The organism is Streptococcus salivarius (assembly GCF_009738225.1).
In the GTDB taxonomy this organism is placed as follows: Bacteria; Bacillota; Bacilli; order Lactobacillales; family Streptococcaceae; genus Streptococcus.
In genome coordinates this window covers 1348108-1364577 of record NZ_CP018187.1, presented here as the reverse complement: position 1 = coordinate 1364577, position 16470 = coordinate 1348108, and the positions used below count along the sequence as shown (strand labels likewise).

Below are 16470 nucleotides of genomic sequence, written 5' to 3'. Positions count from 1 at the left end.
TCAACTCTATTATAATACTATATTTTCTTTGAAGACTCAAAGAATTTTTTCCATAAAAATGCACTCTTTAAAAAGTTGCAAAATTCAATCTAACATTATTGTAAGATTTGCTGAGAAAGGGCGATTCTTATGTCATTTTTGTTATAATAGTGAGAAATGAAAGAGGTTGAGTTATGCATAAGATTTTATTAGTTGAGGACGATGAGGTTATCCGTCAACAAGTCAAGAAAATACTAGAACAGTGGGGTTACGAAGTTGTTCTTGTTGAAGATTTCATGGAAGTATTATCCATTTTTGTAAAAGAAGAACCCCACTTGGTTCTTATGGATATTGGTTTACCTCTATTTAACGGTTATCACTGGTGTCAGGAAATTCGGAAGGTCTCCAAGGTGCCTATTATGTTCTTGTCTTCTAGAGATCAGGCCATGGATATCGTTATGGCAATCAATATGGGGGGAGACGACTTTGTGACTAAACCATTTGATCAAAATGTTCTCCTAGCAAAAATTCAAGGGCTTTTACGTCGTTCTTATGAGTTTGGTAAGGATCAGAGCCTCTTGGAATATAGAGGTGTGATACTGAACCTCAAAGCCATGGATTTGGTTTATCAGGGCGAAGTCGTTTCTTTGACTAAGAATGAGTTTCAGATTTTACAAGTTCTCTTCGAGCGTTCTGGTAATATTGTTAGTCGTGAAGACCTCATGAAGGAGCTTTGGAATAGTGACTTCTTTATTGATGATAACACTCTCTCTGTAAATGTGGCACGTTTACGTAAGAAGTTAGAAGCAGTCGGTTTGAATGATTTTATAGAAACCAAGAAAGGTGTCGGCTACGGGTTGCGTCATGATGGGTAAGTGTCAATTTATCAAATACTATATTAGGTCTCGTCTGCCTTTCTATCTCTTGGTTATCTTTAACGGAATCCTCTTGCTTTTGTTTGCCTTTTTATTTGATGAGGTGGCAGATGTTCTTTATTATGCCCTGACAATCCTGACTTTTGTGACCATCATTATGCTGGCTTGGGACTTGCTTAGATCCTATCAGTCTTATAAGCTAGCATATCTATATGAGGAAATTACTCCCTTAAGTCCTTTGGAGTTTTACTTAGCCCAGACCTTGGAAAATGCAAGGGAGAATCAGATGAATCAGACTGAGGAGGAACGTAAGCGCTATACAGATTTGATGGACTACTACACTCTTTGGGTTCATCAAATCAAGACGCCAATAGCAGCCAGTCAATTGTTAGTTCAGGATGTCACAGATAGTAATACTAGGTCTCTCTTGGAGCAAGAAATCTTCAAAATCGATGCCTACACTAATTTGGTTTTGCAGTATTTACGCTTAGAAAACTTTCATGATGATTTGCAGTTGAAACAGGTTGCATTAGAACACTTGGTTAAAGAAGTTATTAGAAAGCATAGACTTTTCTTTATTCAAAAAGGGTTGACCATTAACCTAGATAACTTGGATGTTAAGGTTATTTCAGATGAAAAATGGCTCTTAGTCATCATTGAGCAGGTCTTGTCAAACAGTTTGAAGTACACAAAGAGTGGCGGTATTGAAATCTACTTCAAGGATAATACGCTTTATCTTAAAGATTCTGGAATTGGTATCAAGGATAGTGATATTTTACGGGTTTTTGAGCGTGGCTTTTCAGGTTACAATGGCCGATTGACTCAGCAGTCGTCTGGGTTAGGTCTCTATCTTTCAAAGAAAATTGCTGATCATCTTGGACATGATATTAGTATTAGCTCCCAAGTAGGTCAAGGAACCACAGTTTCCATTCATTTTCAAAAGAAGAAGTTAGCCATTGATTGATAACTTACAAAAGTGTAAGAAATTAGACGACAAATGAAAGCAAGGGTTATGGTTTTGCCCCTGCTTTTTCTATAAAATGGTATCGAAGTTAAGTAAGAGATTCCTAAAATCTCTCCTAATTCTACTAATAAAGGAGCTTATTATGACATTACTAGATGTTCAACATGTTAAAAAAATTTATAAAACACGTTTCAAAGGAAATCAGGTTGAAGCCCTTAAAGATATCCATTTTACGGTTGAGAAGGGTGAGTATGTTGCTATTATGGGTGAGTCTGGTTCAGGAAAATCAACCCTGCTCAACATTCTTGCCATGCTTGATAAACCAACGGCAGGGCGTGTCTACCTTAATGGTATGGACACAGCAACTATTAAAAATAAGGATGCTTCCAGTTTCCGTCGTGAAAGATTAGGGTTTGTTTTCCAGGATTTCAATCTTTTAGATACCCTATCAGTTAAAGATAATATCCTGCTACCTTTGGTCCTTTCTCGACGCTCAGTTAAGCAAATGATGACACAAGTTGAAGCTATCAGTCGTCAACTGGGAATTCATTCCTTGCTAGAGAAGTACCCTTATGAAATTTCAGGTGGTCAAAAGCAAAGGGTTGCAGTTGCGCGTGCGATCATCACTAAACCAGAAATCCTCTTAGCAGATGAGCCAACAGGCGCCTTGGATTCAAAATCTTCAGCGGCACTCTTGGATGTCTTTGAAACTATTAATGCCAGCGGTCAGACCATTCTTATGGTAACTCACTCAACAGCGGCCGCCAGTCGTGCGCAGCGTGTTTTGTTTATTAAGGATGGTATTCTTTATAATCAAATCTTCAAAGGGGATAAGTCTGAACATCAAATGTTCCAAGAAATTTCCGATACACTAACTACAATGGCAAGTGAGGTGAACTAATATGTTTCGTCTAACCAATAGACTGGCTTTGTCCAATCTCATAAAAAATCGTAAGCTTTACTATCCGTATACATTGGCAACTATTCTGGCTATTGCCATTACCTATATCTTTACATCTTTAACGCTTAATCCTCATCTGGATGACTTGACTGGGGCAGATGCTATCAAGATGGTTTTGGGGATGGGACTTGGAATTGTCGCCCTATCCTCTGGAATTATTGTTCTTTATGCCAATAGCTTTGTTATGAAAAATCGTTCAAGGGAGCTTGGTCTCTATAGTGTGCTAGGCTTAGAGAAGCGTCATCTCTTTAGTATGATTCTAAAAGAAACAGTGATTATGAGTTTTGTGACTTTGCTTCTAGGTATAGGTGTGGGGGCACTTTTCGATAAACTCATTTATGCTTTTCTTCAAAGGCTTATCGGTGAAAGTACTGGTTTAGTTTCGACCTTTCAAGTAATGACAATTCCTATTGTTCTTGTCATCTTTGTTTGTATTTTTAGTTTGTTGGTTTTGGTAAATGGTTTCCGATTGCTACGGCTTAATCCTTTACAATTAACTAAAGATGGCCTTAAGGGTGAAAAAAAGGGACGTTTTCTAGTGATTCAAACCCTTTTGGGACTTGGTGCTATGGGGTATGGTTACTATCTTGCTCTCTCTGTTCAGAATCCAGTAACGGCTATTATGAGTTTTTTTCTAGCTGTTCTACTGGTCATTCTAGGGACTTACCTTCTCTTTAATGCCGGGACAACAGTTGTTCTGCAACTCTTGAAAAAGAAGAAGAGCTACTATTACAAGCCCAATAATATGATTTCCATTTCCAACCTTGTCTTTCGGATGAAAAAAAATGCAGTTGGGCTGGCGACCATTGCCATTCTCTCAAGTATGGTTTTGGTGACACTTGTAGGTGCTGCAAGTATTTATGCTGGAAAAAAAGACTATCTGGCGAGTTCTGCTCCGCATGATTACTCAGTTACAGGGACGAATGTAGATTTAACAAGTACACGGAGAGCTATAGATGATTTCTTAGTACAGACGGGAAATCAGGTAAATAGAAAAGTGGAAGCAAGTTACCTCTACTTTGGTATCAAAGAACAAGAAAAAAACAAGCTAACCATCTTTTCTGAGAATGAAAGAAAAGTTCTACCAAAGTCAATTTTTCTTGTCTTCTCACAATCTACTTATAAACAATTAACAGGTAAAGACCTCAATCTGACTTCGAATCAAGTTGGCTTATTTACTAAAAATAAAATATTAAAAGATCAAAAGAGTTTGTCTGTCAACAGTCAAACCTACCAGATCCATGATAGCCTTAATGACTTTCTTAAAGGTAAAGTACCCAACCTCTTCACAATCATAGTTTCTGATTATAGCTACCTTGTTGTTCCTGATATGGATGATTTTCAAGAAAGTATCAAAGGAACAGCAACCACCCAAGCTACCTATGTTGGTGTTAATGTCAAAGACCCTTCACATGATGCCAAGAAAAATTCAGATTTGTTAGACAAAATCACGGATAAAGAAACACAACAGTTAGCTGGACAAACTACTGGCCTCCCTAAGTCTTACTTCACTGCAAATAGCCGATATGATGCAGAAGGCATGGTAAATGGCTTTGTTGGTGGAACCTTCTTTATCGGCATCTTCCTATCCATCATCTTCATGCTTGGCACAGTTCTCGTGATTTACTATAAACAGATTTCCGAGGGTTATGAGGATCGTGAGCGCTTTGTTATTCTTCAAAAGATTGGCTTGGACGACCTCCAAGTCAAGCAAACCATTGGAAAGCAAGTCCTTACTGTCTTCTTCCTCCCCTTGATTTTTGCCTTTATTCACTTGGCCTTTGCCTATCATATGATCAGTTTGATTGTGCGTATCATTGGAGTTCTTAATCCAAGTCTTATGTTAGTGGTTACTATCATTGTTTGTGGCGTATTCTTCCTAGCCTATATCTTGGTTTTCGTCCTAACGTCGCGTTCTTATCGTAGAATCGTATCAATGTAACTGACATAGAGTCTAGTTCAAGCTAGGCTCTATTTCTTTTATGCTATAATAGATGACAGAATTATAAATTATCGGAGAAAATACATGTCACAGACTATTGATGTCAAACGTTATGAGGAATTGGCACGTCAAAAGCAAGGGGAGCACCGAAAGTTTCTAGCACAACTCAAGAAGAAGGCTCCTAAAAATTTAGATAAGATTGTTCAGCAGGTACACAATGAAGTCTTTCAAGAAATTGATTGTACTCAGTGTGCCAATTGTTGTAAGACGCTTGGTCCCGACTTTACAGAGCAGGACATTACTCGCATTGCCAAGCATTTTCGAATGAAATTACCTGCCTTCGAGGAGCTGTACCTGCAGGTAGATGAGGATGGCGACAAGGTCTTCAAGTCTATGCCTTGTCCCTTCTTAGGGCCTGATAATCTCTGTGATATTTATGATGTCCGTCCTAAGGCCTGTGCAGCCTTTCCTCACACGGATCGTAAGAAAATCTATCAGATCAATCATCTGACTATCAAAAATACGCTTTTCTGTCCAGCAGCCTACCTTTTTGTGGAAAAACTCAAGGATAGGATTTAGAAAGGAACTGTTATGAAACGCTTTAATTCAGGTGTTATTACCTTACTTATCATTGCTGCCTATTTTATCGCAACAGCTTTTATTCCAGATTTGTATTTGGCTTTTAATTATAAGTTGATTTTAGCCTTGCTTTTTGTGCTTTTGAGCTGGCAATCTAAGGGAAAATTTCTCTTTTTCTTGGGGATGGCTTTTCTATCGACCTATATCCATGACCTCTTTAGATTGGACTATTCGGAATGGACACTCTTTGTAGGAATTCTTATCTTGGGGATTGCAGTGGACCGTTTGAGCAAGCCAAATTATAAGAAAAAATTCTCTTACAAGGTGTCTAAAGAACATGAGCGAGAGATTTTTGCTAAGACTCTTTTTTCAGAGTCTGTGCAAGTGGTGACTTCGCAAAATCTTGAAACTGTCTATGCCAATGCCGATTTTGGACGTTTGACTTTAGATTTGCGTCAGGCTCAGTTTATGACGGACCGACCTCAGATTGTGGTTCAGGCAAATTTTTCTCAGGTTATCATTCGAGTTCCTAAGGATTGGCAAGTGGATACACACGGGCTTCATACAAGCTTAGCAGGAGTGAAAGGCTACGATAGTCTAGGAGATCGAGAGTTATCAAGAACGACAGTTTCTCTAACAGGCTCTGTAACCTTTGGACAAGTAACTGTCAAACATTGAAAATAATGAAAGAGCGAAAGCTCTTTTTTTCTTGCAAATCCTTCTTATATAACATTGAATACGTTTACAAATAGTGCTATACTGATAGTGAAAATAATTGGAAATTTGCAATCATTTACTAGAAAGGAGTCTTCTTATGCAACGGTTTAATCTTCGGAGTTTCTTGTTGCTTTTACTAGCAGCTTGTTTTATCGCTAGTGCCTTTATTCCAGATTTTTGGATCATGGTCAATTATAATCTGGTTTTCTTCGTTGCCTTCTTTTGTTTTGGTATCTTGAATAGGCGACCCCTCCTCATTTTTCTTGGTTTGGCCTTCTTATCACCCTATGTTCATGACTTGTTAAACCTCGATTTTGCACAGTGGAATCTCTTTAGTGGTATCTTTCTAATTGGCTTGGCCTTAGAGCTTTTTTATGGCCGTAGTCAAAACAAAGGCCTTACTAAAGACTATAAGGTTAATAAGAACGACCAAGAGGGACCTCATATTTCTGTTAAGACCTATATGGCTGAGGATAGGTATCGCATCTATTCTCAAGAAGTCGAAACAGTTGATATGAATCTAGCTTTTGGTGAGCTTTGGTTGGATTTGAGTCAGGCCAGCTTTGCGTCAGATCAGGTAGCTGTTCATCTTGATGCTAAGTTTGGTGAAGTTCATATCCGACTTCCTCACGGCTGTGTCATGGATGCCACTGGAATTTCACATCCTCTGTCATCTGTAAAGGTGGATCGTTTTGAATCTGATTTCGAGCAAGTTGAAACAAGGCTTCATCTGAGCGGAAGTCTCTTCCGTACGGAGTTGGAAGTGGAGTATTAAGGGAAGTCCAATGATGTCAGCGATATTGTCAAGCATGGCATCTATATAAAAGAAAGGAAAGCATTGATGGGTGAGACAGTTATTCAGGTTTCTTCTCTTGGAAAACGTATCAAGGGAAAGACTATTTTAGAGGATATTAGTTTTGAGATAAACAAGGGCGATTGTGTGGCCTTGATTGGACCTAATGGGGCAGGTAAGACTGTCTTGATGTCCTGTATTCTTGGCGATAAAAAACCGAGCAGTGGTCAGGTCCTCATTGATGGTAAGGCAGGTAAGGCCAAAAATAAAATTGCGGTTCTCCTTCAGGAAAATACCATTCCAAATAGTTTGAAAGTGGAGGAACTGATTGCCTTCTTCCAATCTATCTCTGATAATCCCTTGACCAATCAAGAGGTACAAGAGCTCTTACAATTCAAGGAAGACCAGTACCAGCAGTTTGCGGATAAACTCTCTGGTGGGCAAAGACGTCTTCTAGCTTTTGTCCTTTGTTTGATTGATAAACCCCAAATCCTCTTTTTGGATGAACCGACAGCGGGTATGGATACCTCTACTCGTCAGCGTTTCTGGGAGATTGTCAATGACTTGAAAAAAGCTGGGACAACTATCCTCTATTCCTCTCACTATATCGAAGAGGTGGAACACACAGCTGACCGTATCTTAGTCCTCCATCAAGGAAAACTCATCAGAGATACCACGCCATACGCTATGCGACACGAAGAGAAGGAGAAGCAGGTCACTCTGCCAAGTAGCTTTGTTGGCATTGTTCATGGACTGCCAGACATCTATGAGATTACTGAAAAGAGGGATGTCATCAGTTTCATGACAAAAGATATCGAAAAGGTATGGCAAAGTCTTGAAGAAGCGGGCTGTGGAATTTCTGATATTGAAATTCAAAATAAAACACTCTTGGATAGCCTATTTGATTCAACAAGGGAGGACAAGGCATGAAAGCATTACTAAAAATTGAGTGGATTAAAACGTGGCGAAGTTGGCCAGTCTTTATCATGGGAATCGGGATACCTGTCGGATTTTTCCTCCTTTTTTCTAGTATCTTCTCAGCACCTACTCCAGAAGCTCAAAAAGAGTTTTTGCTGTCTTATATGCTGACCATGACTGGCTTCTCCATGTCTAGTTTTGGTTTGTTTACCTTTCCCTATATGTTGCAAGAGGACCGAATTGAACACTGGTTGACCTATATCGAGCACTCAAAAGTTAGTATTGCAGCTTATTATCTTTCTAAAATCTTTCGTGTGCTTCTAAACTTTATGGTTGCCATCATTGTGACCTTTTGTGTAGGTGCCTTTTTCCGAGATGTAGAGATGCCATTCTTTAGATGGGTAGGGTCAGGTGCTCTCTTACTTTTGTCCGGTCTACTCTTTCTAGCTTTTGGTTTACTTATCGCTCAGATTAAATCTCAACAATTCATGTCTCTTGTGGCAAATATTATTTACCTTGTCTTGCCTATAGTGAGTGGTTCATGGGTTCCTATTTCCTTGTTCCCTAAGTGGGTTCAGAGCATCTCTGAGTGGACACCTGTCTATCATGTCAATGAATTGGTCGTTAATTTTGCTATCAATGGGAAATTTTCATGGAAATCACTCCTGTTTATTGTAGCTTATACTGCAGTAGCAACAGGGCTTGCACTCTTTATCAAGTCTCAAAGGGAAAGTGATCACGGTTAAGGGAGAAATAATGGATATTTGGCAGAAAATGTATGAAAAGGCTCAAGCCTTGTATCAGCCACAGGAAGTCTCAGACTTTGTCTATGCAAGGCACGTAGTGGCTGCCGTTGAGGCTGAAGATGGACAAATTTTTACAGGCTTTTGTATGGAAGGGACGTGTGGTGTTTTCCATCTTTGTGCTAGTCATCAGTTTTCTATCAAGGTGATGTGTCGCTTATTTCAAGTTTCACGGTCTAGCTACTACGCCTTTAAAAGTCACCAACCAAGCCAACGAGATCAAGAAAATAAACTTCTTAAAAATGTGTCCAAAATATTGACAGAATTTCAAGCGTAAGGAAGAATTATGATTCATAACTTATCATTCTTAAAAGGCTGATCATTATAAAAAAGGAGAAGACAGTATATTCTTCTCCTTTTTTAATTGGGTAGTGAGGTGTACAATAAAAGTAAGAGAATTTAAGGAGAAGGACCATGATTGTAAAAGTTTGTAATGCAGATTATAGTCTTCAGTGGGATGGGACGTATCAATTTGCTCTTGAAAACTATCCTAAGATTCAAGAATGGGAATTGGAGAAGCTAGCAAAGTTTATTGCTTATGAACAGGACCATCATCGTCAGACCATTGTGGAATGTGAGAATCATGAATTAAATATACAAATTCATGATTACTTGAAAAAGCATAGCTATTTTCCTCCATACAGACCAAGTCATCAGCTTGTAGCTTCTACCTATGATATCCAGAAAAAATTGGTTACTTCAGATTATTGTAGTCATACTTGTACAGTGGAGGTGGCTCAGACTATTTTTCAGACTGGAAAACTCATGTCAGCGGTTAAAGTATTTGGTAAAAGTGGGGCTGAGCTAGTTACAGATAGTCGTAATGCAGCTTCTGATCCAGCAGACTATTTTGACTATATCATGTTTGGATGGTCTAATACGACTTCGGGTTACCGACTCGCTATGGAGCGTTTGTTAGGACGGGCACCTTCTGAGGAAGAATTGCAAGAAAAGTTCATTCCTGGCGTTAGTTTTCATTTCCTGTATGAAGAATTAATTCAAGCACCAGGTTATATCTTTGATGGCTATCATGTTGCGAAGGTAAGAGATAGTTTAGATTTGGATACCTTTCTTTATTTGTGTATTATTCCTTCGAAAGATAAGGCTTGTGTTGAAGGTTTGATTCCTAGTCAATTACAAGATAGAGTGATTTACCTAGACTAAGAGGGAGAAGGGTTACAGGCTTGGAATACCAAGGTGAATCAAGTGTTACATAGTAAGGATAAGTTGAAGGAGTAGTGTATGAAAGAGATTGATCAAGTTCTACTGAAAAAGTGATCATCGAGCGTCCTCGTTCTAGTCATAAGGGAGACTACGGTCTGATGTTAGTATGATTTTATGGACACGTTTTGGTGGAATAGTATCTAACCAAAGGAGATGTCCAAATGAGCCAAAAATATACCAAAGAGTTCAAGGAAACTATTGTTCAATTGCATGAAAACGATTATTAAGAAGTATCAATTACAGAACAAGAGAAAGGAAAGAAAATTAATGGAAAATAAATTAATAGCACATAGTTTGATAATGTTTAAAAATAAATATCTTGTAATAAAACGTAGTGATATTAAACGAGGAGAAAAAAATTATTATCCCTCTTATTGGGATATTCCAGGTGGGAGTGTAGAAGATGGGGAGCTTCCTAGACAAGCTGCAATTAGGGAGTGTCAAGAGGAAGTTGGCCTAGTTATTTCATTAGAAAACATTATTCATGAAGATAGTAATATAGATAATAATAAGATATTTACAAGACTTGTCTATAGTGCCAACTTACTTCAAAATGAAAATATCAATATTAAATTAGATCCAGAAGAACATGTGGAGTATAAGTGGATAAAAAATTTAGATGATTTAGACGGGGAAAGTATAGTACCATACTTATATGATATTATGAAATAGTCATTTCGAAAAGAAGAAAAATTTCAGAAGATGAAATTATAGAAGCAGTAAAAGTTGCTGAAGATAGTTTTGAAGTAGTATTGTAAAATGATAGTCTTCAAAAAGAATGGCTATACTCATTTTTTACTATCGACTGAGCTTTGAATTAAAGTAGGAGGATTTGATGGAAATAAAAAATCACTTTGGTGTCTATGGCATTTGCTTTGAAAATGGGAAATTACTCTGCATTGAGAAAACGAGAGGACCTTATCAACATCGTTTTGATCTACCGGGTGGTAGCCAAGAACTAGGTGAGGGGTTGACAGAGACCCTCAAGAGAGAAGTTCTGGAAGAGACAGGATATGCTCTTAGCGATTATTCAAACCCTAGAATCTATGATGTGATGGTTCAGGAAGAAGGACAAGACTTCGCAGTACACCATCTCATGGCCTTTTATGATATCGTACTCGATTTCGAACGCTCTCAACAATCCCTTCCTCAAGAGGTTCTTGGTGGAAGCAATGATTCAGCAAATGCAATCTGGCTTCCTATCGAGCAGATTACAGAAGAAAATGCTTCGCCTTTAGTATTGAAGGTAAAGGCAGAGTTAGGAGGATTTCCAGAATTGGACAAGACCTCTCACATGAATTGGAAGGTAAAAGAAAAACAGGAGAAGAAATGACACCGCAAGAAATGTGGAATCAATACAAGAAAATTAACCCCTCTATCGGAGATGAGATAGATGCCTGGTCTTTTGGAGTGGAAGCTGATCTCTTGGCAGACTTGGTTTTAAAAGGTGAAAAGACGGCAACTGCTTCAGCTTACGATCTTTACGCTCTAGCGGGTGAAGCCCTTCCACAAGAAGGGACATTTGATATCATTTTAGATAGCCAAGATCAGGCTGTCTGCATTGTCGAAATAACAAAGGTTTCTGTTCAGCCTTTTCATCAAGTGTCAGCTGACCATGCCTTTAAGGAAGGGGAAGGAGACAAATCTCTGGCCTATTGGCGTCAGGTTCATGAGGACTGTTTCGCCGAGTGGCTGAGAGAGGCAGGAATGACTTTTACACCTAACAGCAAGGTTGTTTTAGAAGAATTTCGCAAGGTTTATCCATTATAGAACATGAGAGTGGGACAGTTGAGTAGGGCTGTAAAAGCTGATGAAATCAGCGTGTAGAGCCCACTCAACCACTGCGTCTTGCTCGACAATCCAAAGACAATTGAGAGGCTAGGACTTTTGTCCCAGCCTCTTTTTAAAGGGGATATTCGAGATGCGTTTTAATTCTAAAAGTGACAGAGATTTGGCTTTTGAACAGGCTCTTTTGAGATATGATATCATAAAAAAGGGCTACTTAAGATTATGATAGCCTTATTTAGGCAGATGGCCATTATTGGATTTCTTACTTATCATATTCAGGTGCACGTCGTTATATTGCGATTAACTAAGTTTTAAAGGCTATTCAATTTTAGAAGATGGCAGGAACATATTTCTGTATTATTTTATGAAATTGTATTGAAAAATTGAAATAAAAATGTTATATTTGTAATGAAAAATAAATAAAAGGAATATTAATCATGAAAATTCCAAGTAAAATTATTGGTTTAGTATTAGCTCTTATCGTAGTTATCCTTGCTGTCTTTTTGGTGACTAAATTTAACAGCCATGAATCAGCTCGTGTTAGCACAAGTAGTAGCCCAGCCAAAACGGTTAAGAAGTCATCTTCAAGCTCAAGTAAGGTCGTTAAGAAGAATAATAAGTCAAGTCAAACCTCGTCGTCAGTAGCTTCAACTGAAGAGGATAATGGACAAGCTTCTTCTCAAGAACAAGCTCAAGCAGCGGGAGCATCAGATACTGCACAAACAGGAGAAACTACAACATCACCTTCTCAAGTTGGAGGAGTTGAAGGTGGTCGAGGTGCTTGGACAGCTACTTCTGGAACATTGACACTTGATGAGGAAACACCTGTATATGCTGCACCAGATAAAGATAGCGGAGCAGTTTCTACACTTCCTGCCGGAGATGTTGATTGGGATAAATATGAAATTTTACCTGATGGAAATTGGTATAGCTTTGTCAAAGATGGGCAACGTTATTATATTTCATATTCAGATGTAGGACATTGATAAAGAATTAAAAAGGAAACATGATAATTCGTATAAAGTTATCATGTTTTTGTTCATTTAATGAAGTATTGCTTTATACTTAGCGTCATTTTTGAATAATAAACTTCTAAAAAATTATATGTTATTATTTATTGAAATATTTGATTTTTCTGACATGTTAAAAGGAGAGATTAATGAAATCTGTTTATCAAGTTGTTAAAAAAGATATCCAAGTATATTCAGTACTTACTATCTTATTGTCTATTGCAATGGTAAGTGAAGCCTATTTGATGCAACTAATCATTGACTCTATCAAACTTGGAGTGGGGCGCTATGTTGTTACATCTATTTTTGTAGTTGTGTTCTTGTTGATTCAAACACTTATCTACTATTTTCAACAATCACTGACAGCAATCATTAGTAAGAAATCTGCGTATGCTTATAGAAATGTTATTTTCCAAGGTATTCAGAAAACACCTTTAGAGTTACTCACAGGAAATAAAAATGACAAACTTCTAGCCTCATTAACTACTCAAATAGATCAAATTGAATTTAATTATTTTTATTCCATATACTGGGGTGGCTACTTAATCTGCCAATTAATTATTGCCATAATTGTTTCTCTCTACCTTAATCCTTTATTAGCAGCTTTAACTCTGCTTTTAAGCTTACCAAATCTTTTTGTAGCTGTACTCTTTAAAAATCCTTTAGAAAAGAAACAAGAAGAGTTAATTGAAACTACTAATACTTCAGTATCAGCTATTCAAGATCTTATCGAAGGTATACCTGATTGGAAAATTGCCAACAAGAGTTTTGACATTAATAGAGTCTTTGATATTCAAACTTTAAAGCTACTTAAACGCCAAACAAATGTTGAAAAATCTCAATATGTTGTTGTCAGTTTAAATCAGCTGTTTTCAAATGTTCTTTATTTCGGTAGTTGGATTATTGGGGGACTATTAATCATAAATAGTCAACTGACATTAGGGAGTTTAATAGCATTCTCACAATTATTAGTCAGGATTTCTTACCCAATATATGCTTCTTCTGATTTGTTAGCTAAATTTATTAGTGGTAAGAAAACTATAGAGACTCTTTCTACTGAATTTCAAATTATAGAGGAAAATCTTAATACTCTGGAACATATTGAAGTTATATCATTTGATAATTTTCGTTTTAAAAATAATTCGGAAGCTATCCCTTTTAATGGGCAGTTTTATAAGCATAAGAAGTACCTATTAAAAGGAAAGAGTGGAACTGGTAAAACCACACTATTAAAAGCAATCCTACGAGAGTATAACGATTACACAGGAACAGTTAAAATTAATGGTATTGATGTTAAAAGTATCAAAGAGAGTAGTATCTTTGATAATGTAGCTTATGTACCCCAACACCCTCATATGTTCAATGCAAAACTTCGTGATAATCTTACTCTATTTTCTGAGGATGTTTCAGAAGAGGAACTGTTTGAGGCATTGAAATTTGTAGAATTATCTAAGTGGGCTAATAGAGAGTCTTTAGAGTTGATGCTTTCAAATGATACTATAAAACTTTCAGGTGGAGAAGCCAAGAGAGTTGCTTTGGCAAGAGCCTTATTGATGAAGACTGATATCTTGTTTTTAGACGAATTTTCTTCTGGTATTGACCTTGAAACGTTATCAAAAATAGAGAATCGACTTTTACAAACGAGTAAATTAATTATTTACATCACACATGTAGACACCGATAGAATTATCCAACAATTTGATGAAATAATAGATTTGAATGAGTTTGTAGACTTATAAAACGATGACACTCTTAAAAACTCAACTTGACATGTTCTATGACACTATTAGCCAGTCTAGCCCTAGTCGCATGGTTGAAGAAAACTATAAGCAGAGAAAGTGATCGTGTTTAAAGGAGAAAAAATGGATATTTGGCAGAAAATGTATGAAAAGGCTCAAGCCTTGTATCAGCCAAAGGAAGTCTCAGACTTTGTCTATGCAAGGCACGTAGTGGCTGCCGTTGAGGCTGAAGATGGGCAAATTTTCACAGGCTTTTGTATGGAAGGGACTTGTGGTGTTTTCCATCTATGTGCCGAAAGGGCTGCCCTTTTCAATATGTATCAAGAATCTGGTCAAACTAAGGTCAAGCGTATTATCGCCTTTCGTGACCAGCCACCTCATGGTGGACCGTCTGGCATGCCTTGTGGGGCTTGTCGAGAATTTCTAATGGAACTCCATCCTGACAATCGTAACTTGGAGTTTATGGTTGACTACGAAACACGTCAAACCATTACTTTGGGCGAATTATTGCCACTATGGTGGGGCGAAGAACGGGCTCAACAGTTTGGAGAAAAGTCGCAAGACAAGGCTTAACGTTTATAGAAATCACAAAATCCTCACATCTTAAGTGTGAGGGTTTATTTTTTGAAATTAATTTCAGAAAATTCGAAATTTACCTTGAAATTCAAGATGAAAGTGCTATACTATTCTGTGAAAATAGAAAGAAGGTTTCATTATGGAGTCACTTGTATCTTTTAGTAAATGGCTCAGCAAATGGTTTACTGTAGCTGTTATCCTTTGGGCGGCCTTTAACTATGCCCTTCCTGCAACTAGTAGTTGGGTCATTCCCAATACGGCTTACCTACTTGGATTGATTCTCTTCGGTATGGGACTTACCTTGACCACTGAAGATTTTAAACGTATTGCTAAGCGTCCAATTCCAGTTGTGCTTGGGACTGTTGCCCACTATGTCATCATGCCTGGTTTGGCTTGGTTACTTTGTATGATTTTCCATTTGAAAGGTGCGACAGCAGCAGGGGTTATCCTTGTTGGGTCTTGTCCAAGTGGGACTTCATCTAGTGTCATGGCCTTCCTTTCAGGTGGGGATGTTGCCTTGGATGTCTCTATTGAAACCCTCTCAACTCTCTTGGCACCACTCATGATTCCAACCCTCTTGTCCTTCTTGGCTGGTCAATATGTCAGTGTTCCTGCACAAAACCTTTTTCTTAGTACCTTGCGTATCGTTGTTGTTCCTATTATCTTGGGGGTACTCGTTCACTCAATCTTTGGTAAGAAAATTGATGCCATCATCAAGATTATGCCTTTGATTTCTCAAGCTGCTATCCTCTTGATTGTTGGAGCAGTTGTTTCTGCCAACCATGCTAATATTTTCACAGCAGCGACAGCCCTTGTCATTCCAGTCGTTATGCTCCACAATCTTTGTGGTTATGCCCTTGGTTTTGGATTTTCAAAAATCCTTGGTTTGGAAGAGCCACAACAAAAAGCCATTACTTTCGAAGTGGGGATGCAAGACTCAAGTCTTGGAGCAACCCTTGCCATGAAATATTTCGTGCCACAAGCTGCGATCCCATCAACTATCTTTAGTATTTGGCACAATATCTCAGGTTCCATCCTCTCATCATGGTGGAAGAACCATTCAAAAAATAATTAGTAATATAATGAAAAGCTGACCTTGGGTTGGCTTTTATTTTTTTATAAAGAATTTTTTTTGATACTTTCCTTAGGTGATGACCTTTGGCTCCGAAAAGTCAGAGTGCATAATAAAGGACGTGTCGTCCGCACTTACTATGAACTCGCTGAGAGATATTAGACTATAGAGAGCTGACCTTGGGTCGGCTTTTTTACGTCACATGACAAATGTCATGTCATGTCATGACATCTGGTGCTAAAAAGAGAATGACCAAAGAGATATACTTTAGTCATAACTTAGAAATAATAAAAAACGAAAGAGGTCATCTCATGAAAATCAAAACATCTTACCTTATCTACGCTGTTATCGGAACTGTCTTTGCTGGACTTAGCATGTTTACTGATATCTTTGAAAAAGGCAACTTTGAAGCTATCTTCTCAAATCTTGGCATGATTATTGGCTTGTCTATCTCAGCCTACATTCTCATCACTATGGCTAAAAGTTTTATCGACCTTGTTATTAATGAATTGAAAAACTAGGAGATCCAG

At 37.8% G+C, this 16470-nt stretch carries 17 protein-coding genes and 4 pseudogenes; all 21 read left to right on the top strand.

Translation table 11 applies throughout. The features are described 5' to 3' along the window. Positions 1-173 precede the first annotated feature (173 nt). Positions 174-854, top strand: coding sequence for a response regulator transcription factor (locus tag BSR19_RS06695; protein ID WP_156246849.1), 681 nt, complete (start codon positions 174-176; stop codon positions 852-854). Next, complete coding sequence (locus BSR19_RS06690; RefSeq protein WP_156246848.1) at positions 844-1818, top strand: sensor histidine kinase; 975 nt, start codon at positions 844-846, stop codon at positions 1816-1818. The genes BSR19_RS06695 and BSR19_RS06690 overlap by 11 nt, the downstream gene beginning before the upstream one ends. Positions 1819-1960: 142 nt before the next feature. Then, complete coding sequence (locus BSR19_RS06685; protein WP_156246847.1) at positions 1961-2719, top strand: ABC transporter ATP-binding protein; 759 nt, start codon at positions 1961-1963, stop codon at positions 2717-2719. Position 2720: 1 nt separating this feature from the next. Continuing rightward, a complete protein-coding gene (locus BSR19_RS06680; protein ID WP_156246846.1) occupies positions 2721-4721 on the top strand; it encodes an ABC transporter permease in 2001 nt (666 codons plus the stop codon). A gap of 84 nt (positions 4722-4805) precedes the next feature. After that, complete coding sequence (locus tag BSR19_RS06675) at positions 4806-5300, top strand: YkgJ family cysteine cluster protein (protein WP_037600991.1); 495 nt, start codon at positions 4806-4808, stop codon at positions 5298-5300. 12 nt (positions 5301-5312) lie between these two features. Then, a complete protein-coding gene (locus BSR19_RS06670; protein WP_156246845.1) occupies positions 5313-5978 on the top strand; it encodes a hypothetical protein in 666 nt (221 codons plus the stop codon). Between the two features lie 136 nt (positions 5979-6114). Further along, positions 6115-6792 (top strand): hypothetical protein, encoded by a 678-nt coding sequence (locus BSR19_RS06665; protein WP_156246844.1) that lies wholly within the window; start codon positions 6115-6117, stop codon positions 6790-6792. A gap of 66 nt (positions 6793-6858) precedes the next feature. Beyond that, on the top strand, positions 6859-7740 hold the full coding sequence (locus BSR19_RS06660) for an ABC transporter ATP-binding protein (RefSeq protein WP_156246843.1): 882 nt from the start codon (positions 6859-6861) through the stop codon (positions 7738-7740). Then, positions 7737-8474 (top strand): ABC transporter permease, encoded by a 738-nt coding sequence (locus BSR19_RS06655; protein WP_070476653.1) that lies wholly within the window; start codon positions 7737-7739, stop codon positions 8472-8474. Before BSR19_RS06660 ends, BSR19_RS06655 begins: the two co-directional genes overlap by 4 nt. Before the next feature lie 10 nt (positions 8475-8484). Continuing rightward, positions 8485-8659: pseudogene (locus BSR19_RS06650) on the top strand (cytidine deaminase); the annotation flags it as partial. A 286-nt stretch (positions 8660-8945) separates the two neighbouring features. Continuing rightward, positions 8946-9770: pseudogene (locus tag BSR19_RS06645) on the top strand (phosphate ABC transporter ATPase). Between the two features lie 3 nt (positions 9771-9773). Further along, positions 9774-9862 (top strand): annotated as a pseudogene (locus BSR19_RS11910) (NAD(P)H-hydrate dehydratase); the annotation flags it as partial. 160 nt (positions 9863-10022) lie between these two features. Beyond that, positions 10023-10427 (top strand): NUDIX hydrolase, encoded by a 405-nt coding sequence (locus tag BSR19_RS06640; RefSeq protein WP_070578985.1) that lies wholly within the window; start codon positions 10023-10025, stop codon positions 10425-10427. Between the two features lie 163 nt (positions 10428-10590). After that, positions 10591-11088, top strand: a complete 498-nt coding sequence (locus BSR19_RS06635) for an NUDIX hydrolase (protein WP_156246842.1) — start codon at positions 10591-10593, stop codon at positions 11086-11088. After that, entirely contained in the window at positions 11085-11525 is a 441-nt protein-coding gene (locus tag BSR19_RS06630; protein ID WP_070578828.1) for an ASCH domain-containing protein, read from the top strand. Before BSR19_RS06635 ends, BSR19_RS06630 begins: the two co-directional genes overlap by 4 nt. A gap of 260 nt (positions 11526-11785) precedes the next feature. Continuing rightward, positions 11786-11851: pseudogene (locus BSR19_RS11905) on the top strand (SH3 domain-containing protein); the annotation flags it as partial. Between the two features lie 129 nt (positions 11852-11980). Next, complete coding sequence (locus BSR19_RS06615) at positions 11981-12529, top strand: transcriptional regulator (RefSeq protein WP_156246841.1); 549 nt, start codon at positions 11981-11983, stop codon at positions 12527-12529. A gap of 173 nt (positions 12530-12702) precedes the next feature. Beyond that, positions 12703-14292, top strand: coding sequence for an ATP-binding cassette domain-containing protein (locus BSR19_RS06610; RefSeq protein WP_156246840.1), 1590 nt, complete (start codon positions 12703-12705; stop codon positions 14290-14292). A gap of 123 nt (positions 14293-14415) precedes the next feature. After that, entirely contained in the window at positions 14416-14865 is a 450-nt protein-coding gene (locus BSR19_RS06605; protein WP_156246839.1) for a cytidine deaminase family protein, read from the top strand. Between the two features lie 142 nt (positions 14866-15007). Next, entirely contained in the window at positions 15008-15943 is a 936-nt protein-coding gene (locus BSR19_RS06600; protein WP_156246838.1) for a bile acid:sodium symporter family protein, read from the top strand. Positions 15944-16251: 308 nt separating this feature from the next. After that, the gene (locus BSR19_RS06595; protein WP_004182317.1) at positions 16252-16461 is read left to right on the top strand and encodes a hypothetical protein; all 210 of its coding nucleotides are present in this window, start codon (positions 16252-16254) and stop codon (positions 16459-16461) included. Positions 16462-16470 lie beyond the last annotated feature (9 nt).

Bases quoted from the DNA above. Each gene is read 5' to 3' on its own strand.
- BSR19_RS06655 (WP_070476653.1), top strand. From the start codon at position 7,737: ATGAAAGCATTACTAAAAATTGAGTGGATTAAAACGTGGCGAAGTTGG.
- BSR19_RS06675 (WP_037600991.1), top strand. From the start codon at position 4,806: ATGTCACAGACTATTGATGTCAAACGTTATGAGGAATTGGCACGTCAA.
- BSR19_RS06595 (WP_004182317.1), top strand. From the start codon at position 16,252: ATGAAAATCAAAACATCTTACCTTATCTACGCTGTTATCGGAACTGTC.
- BSR19_RS06610 (WP_156246840.1), top strand. From the start codon at position 12,703: ATGAAATCTGTTTATCAAGTTGTTAAAAAAGATATCCAAGTATATTCA.
- BSR19_RS06605 (WP_156246839.1), top strand. From the start codon at position 14,416: ATGGATATTTGGCAGAAAATGTATGAAAAGGCTCAAGCCTTGTATCAG.
- BSR19_RS06660 (WP_156246843.1), top strand. From the start codon at position 6,859: ATGGGTGAGACAGTTATTCAGGTTTCTTCTCTTGGAAAACGTATCAAG.
- BSR19_RS06665 (WP_156246844.1), top strand. From the start codon at position 6,115: ATGCAACGGTTTAATCTTCGGAGTTTCTTGTTGCTTTTACTAGCAGCT.
- BSR19_RS06630 (WP_070578828.1), top strand. From the start codon at position 11,085: ATGACACCGCAAGAAATGTGGAATCAATACAAGAAAATTAACCCCTCT.
- BSR19_RS06640 (WP_070578985.1), top strand. From the start codon at position 10,023: ATGGAAAATAAATTAATAGCACATAGTTTGATAATGTTTAAAAATAAA.
- BSR19_RS06695 (WP_156246849.1), top strand. From the start codon at position 174: ATGCATAAGATTTTATTAGTTGAGGACGATGAGGTTATCCGTCAACAA.
- BSR19_RS06615 (WP_156246841.1), top strand. From the start codon at position 11,981: ATGAAAATTCCAAGTAAAATTATTGGTTTAGTATTAGCTCTTATCGTA.
- BSR19_RS06635 (WP_156246842.1), top strand. From the start codon at position 10,591: ATGGAAATAAAAAATCACTTTGGTGTCTATGGCATTTGCTTTGAAAAT.
- BSR19_RS06685 (WP_156246847.1), top strand. From the start codon at position 1,961: ATGACATTACTAGATGTTCAACATGTTAAAAAAATTTATAAAACACGT.
- BSR19_RS06600 (WP_156246838.1), top strand. From the start codon at position 15,008: ATGGAGTCACTTGTATCTTTTAGTAAATGGCTCAGCAAATGGTTTACT.
- BSR19_RS06680 (WP_156246846.1), top strand. From the start codon at position 2,721: ATGTTTCGTCTAACCAATAGACTGGCTTTGTCCAATCTCATAAAAAAT.
- BSR19_RS06670 (WP_156246845.1), top strand. From the start codon at position 5,313: ATGAAACGCTTTAATTCAGGTGTTATTACCTTACTTATCATTGCTGCC.
- BSR19_RS06690 (WP_156246848.1), top strand. From the start codon at position 844: ATGATGGGTAAGTGTCAATTTATCAAATACTATATTAGGTCTCGTCTG.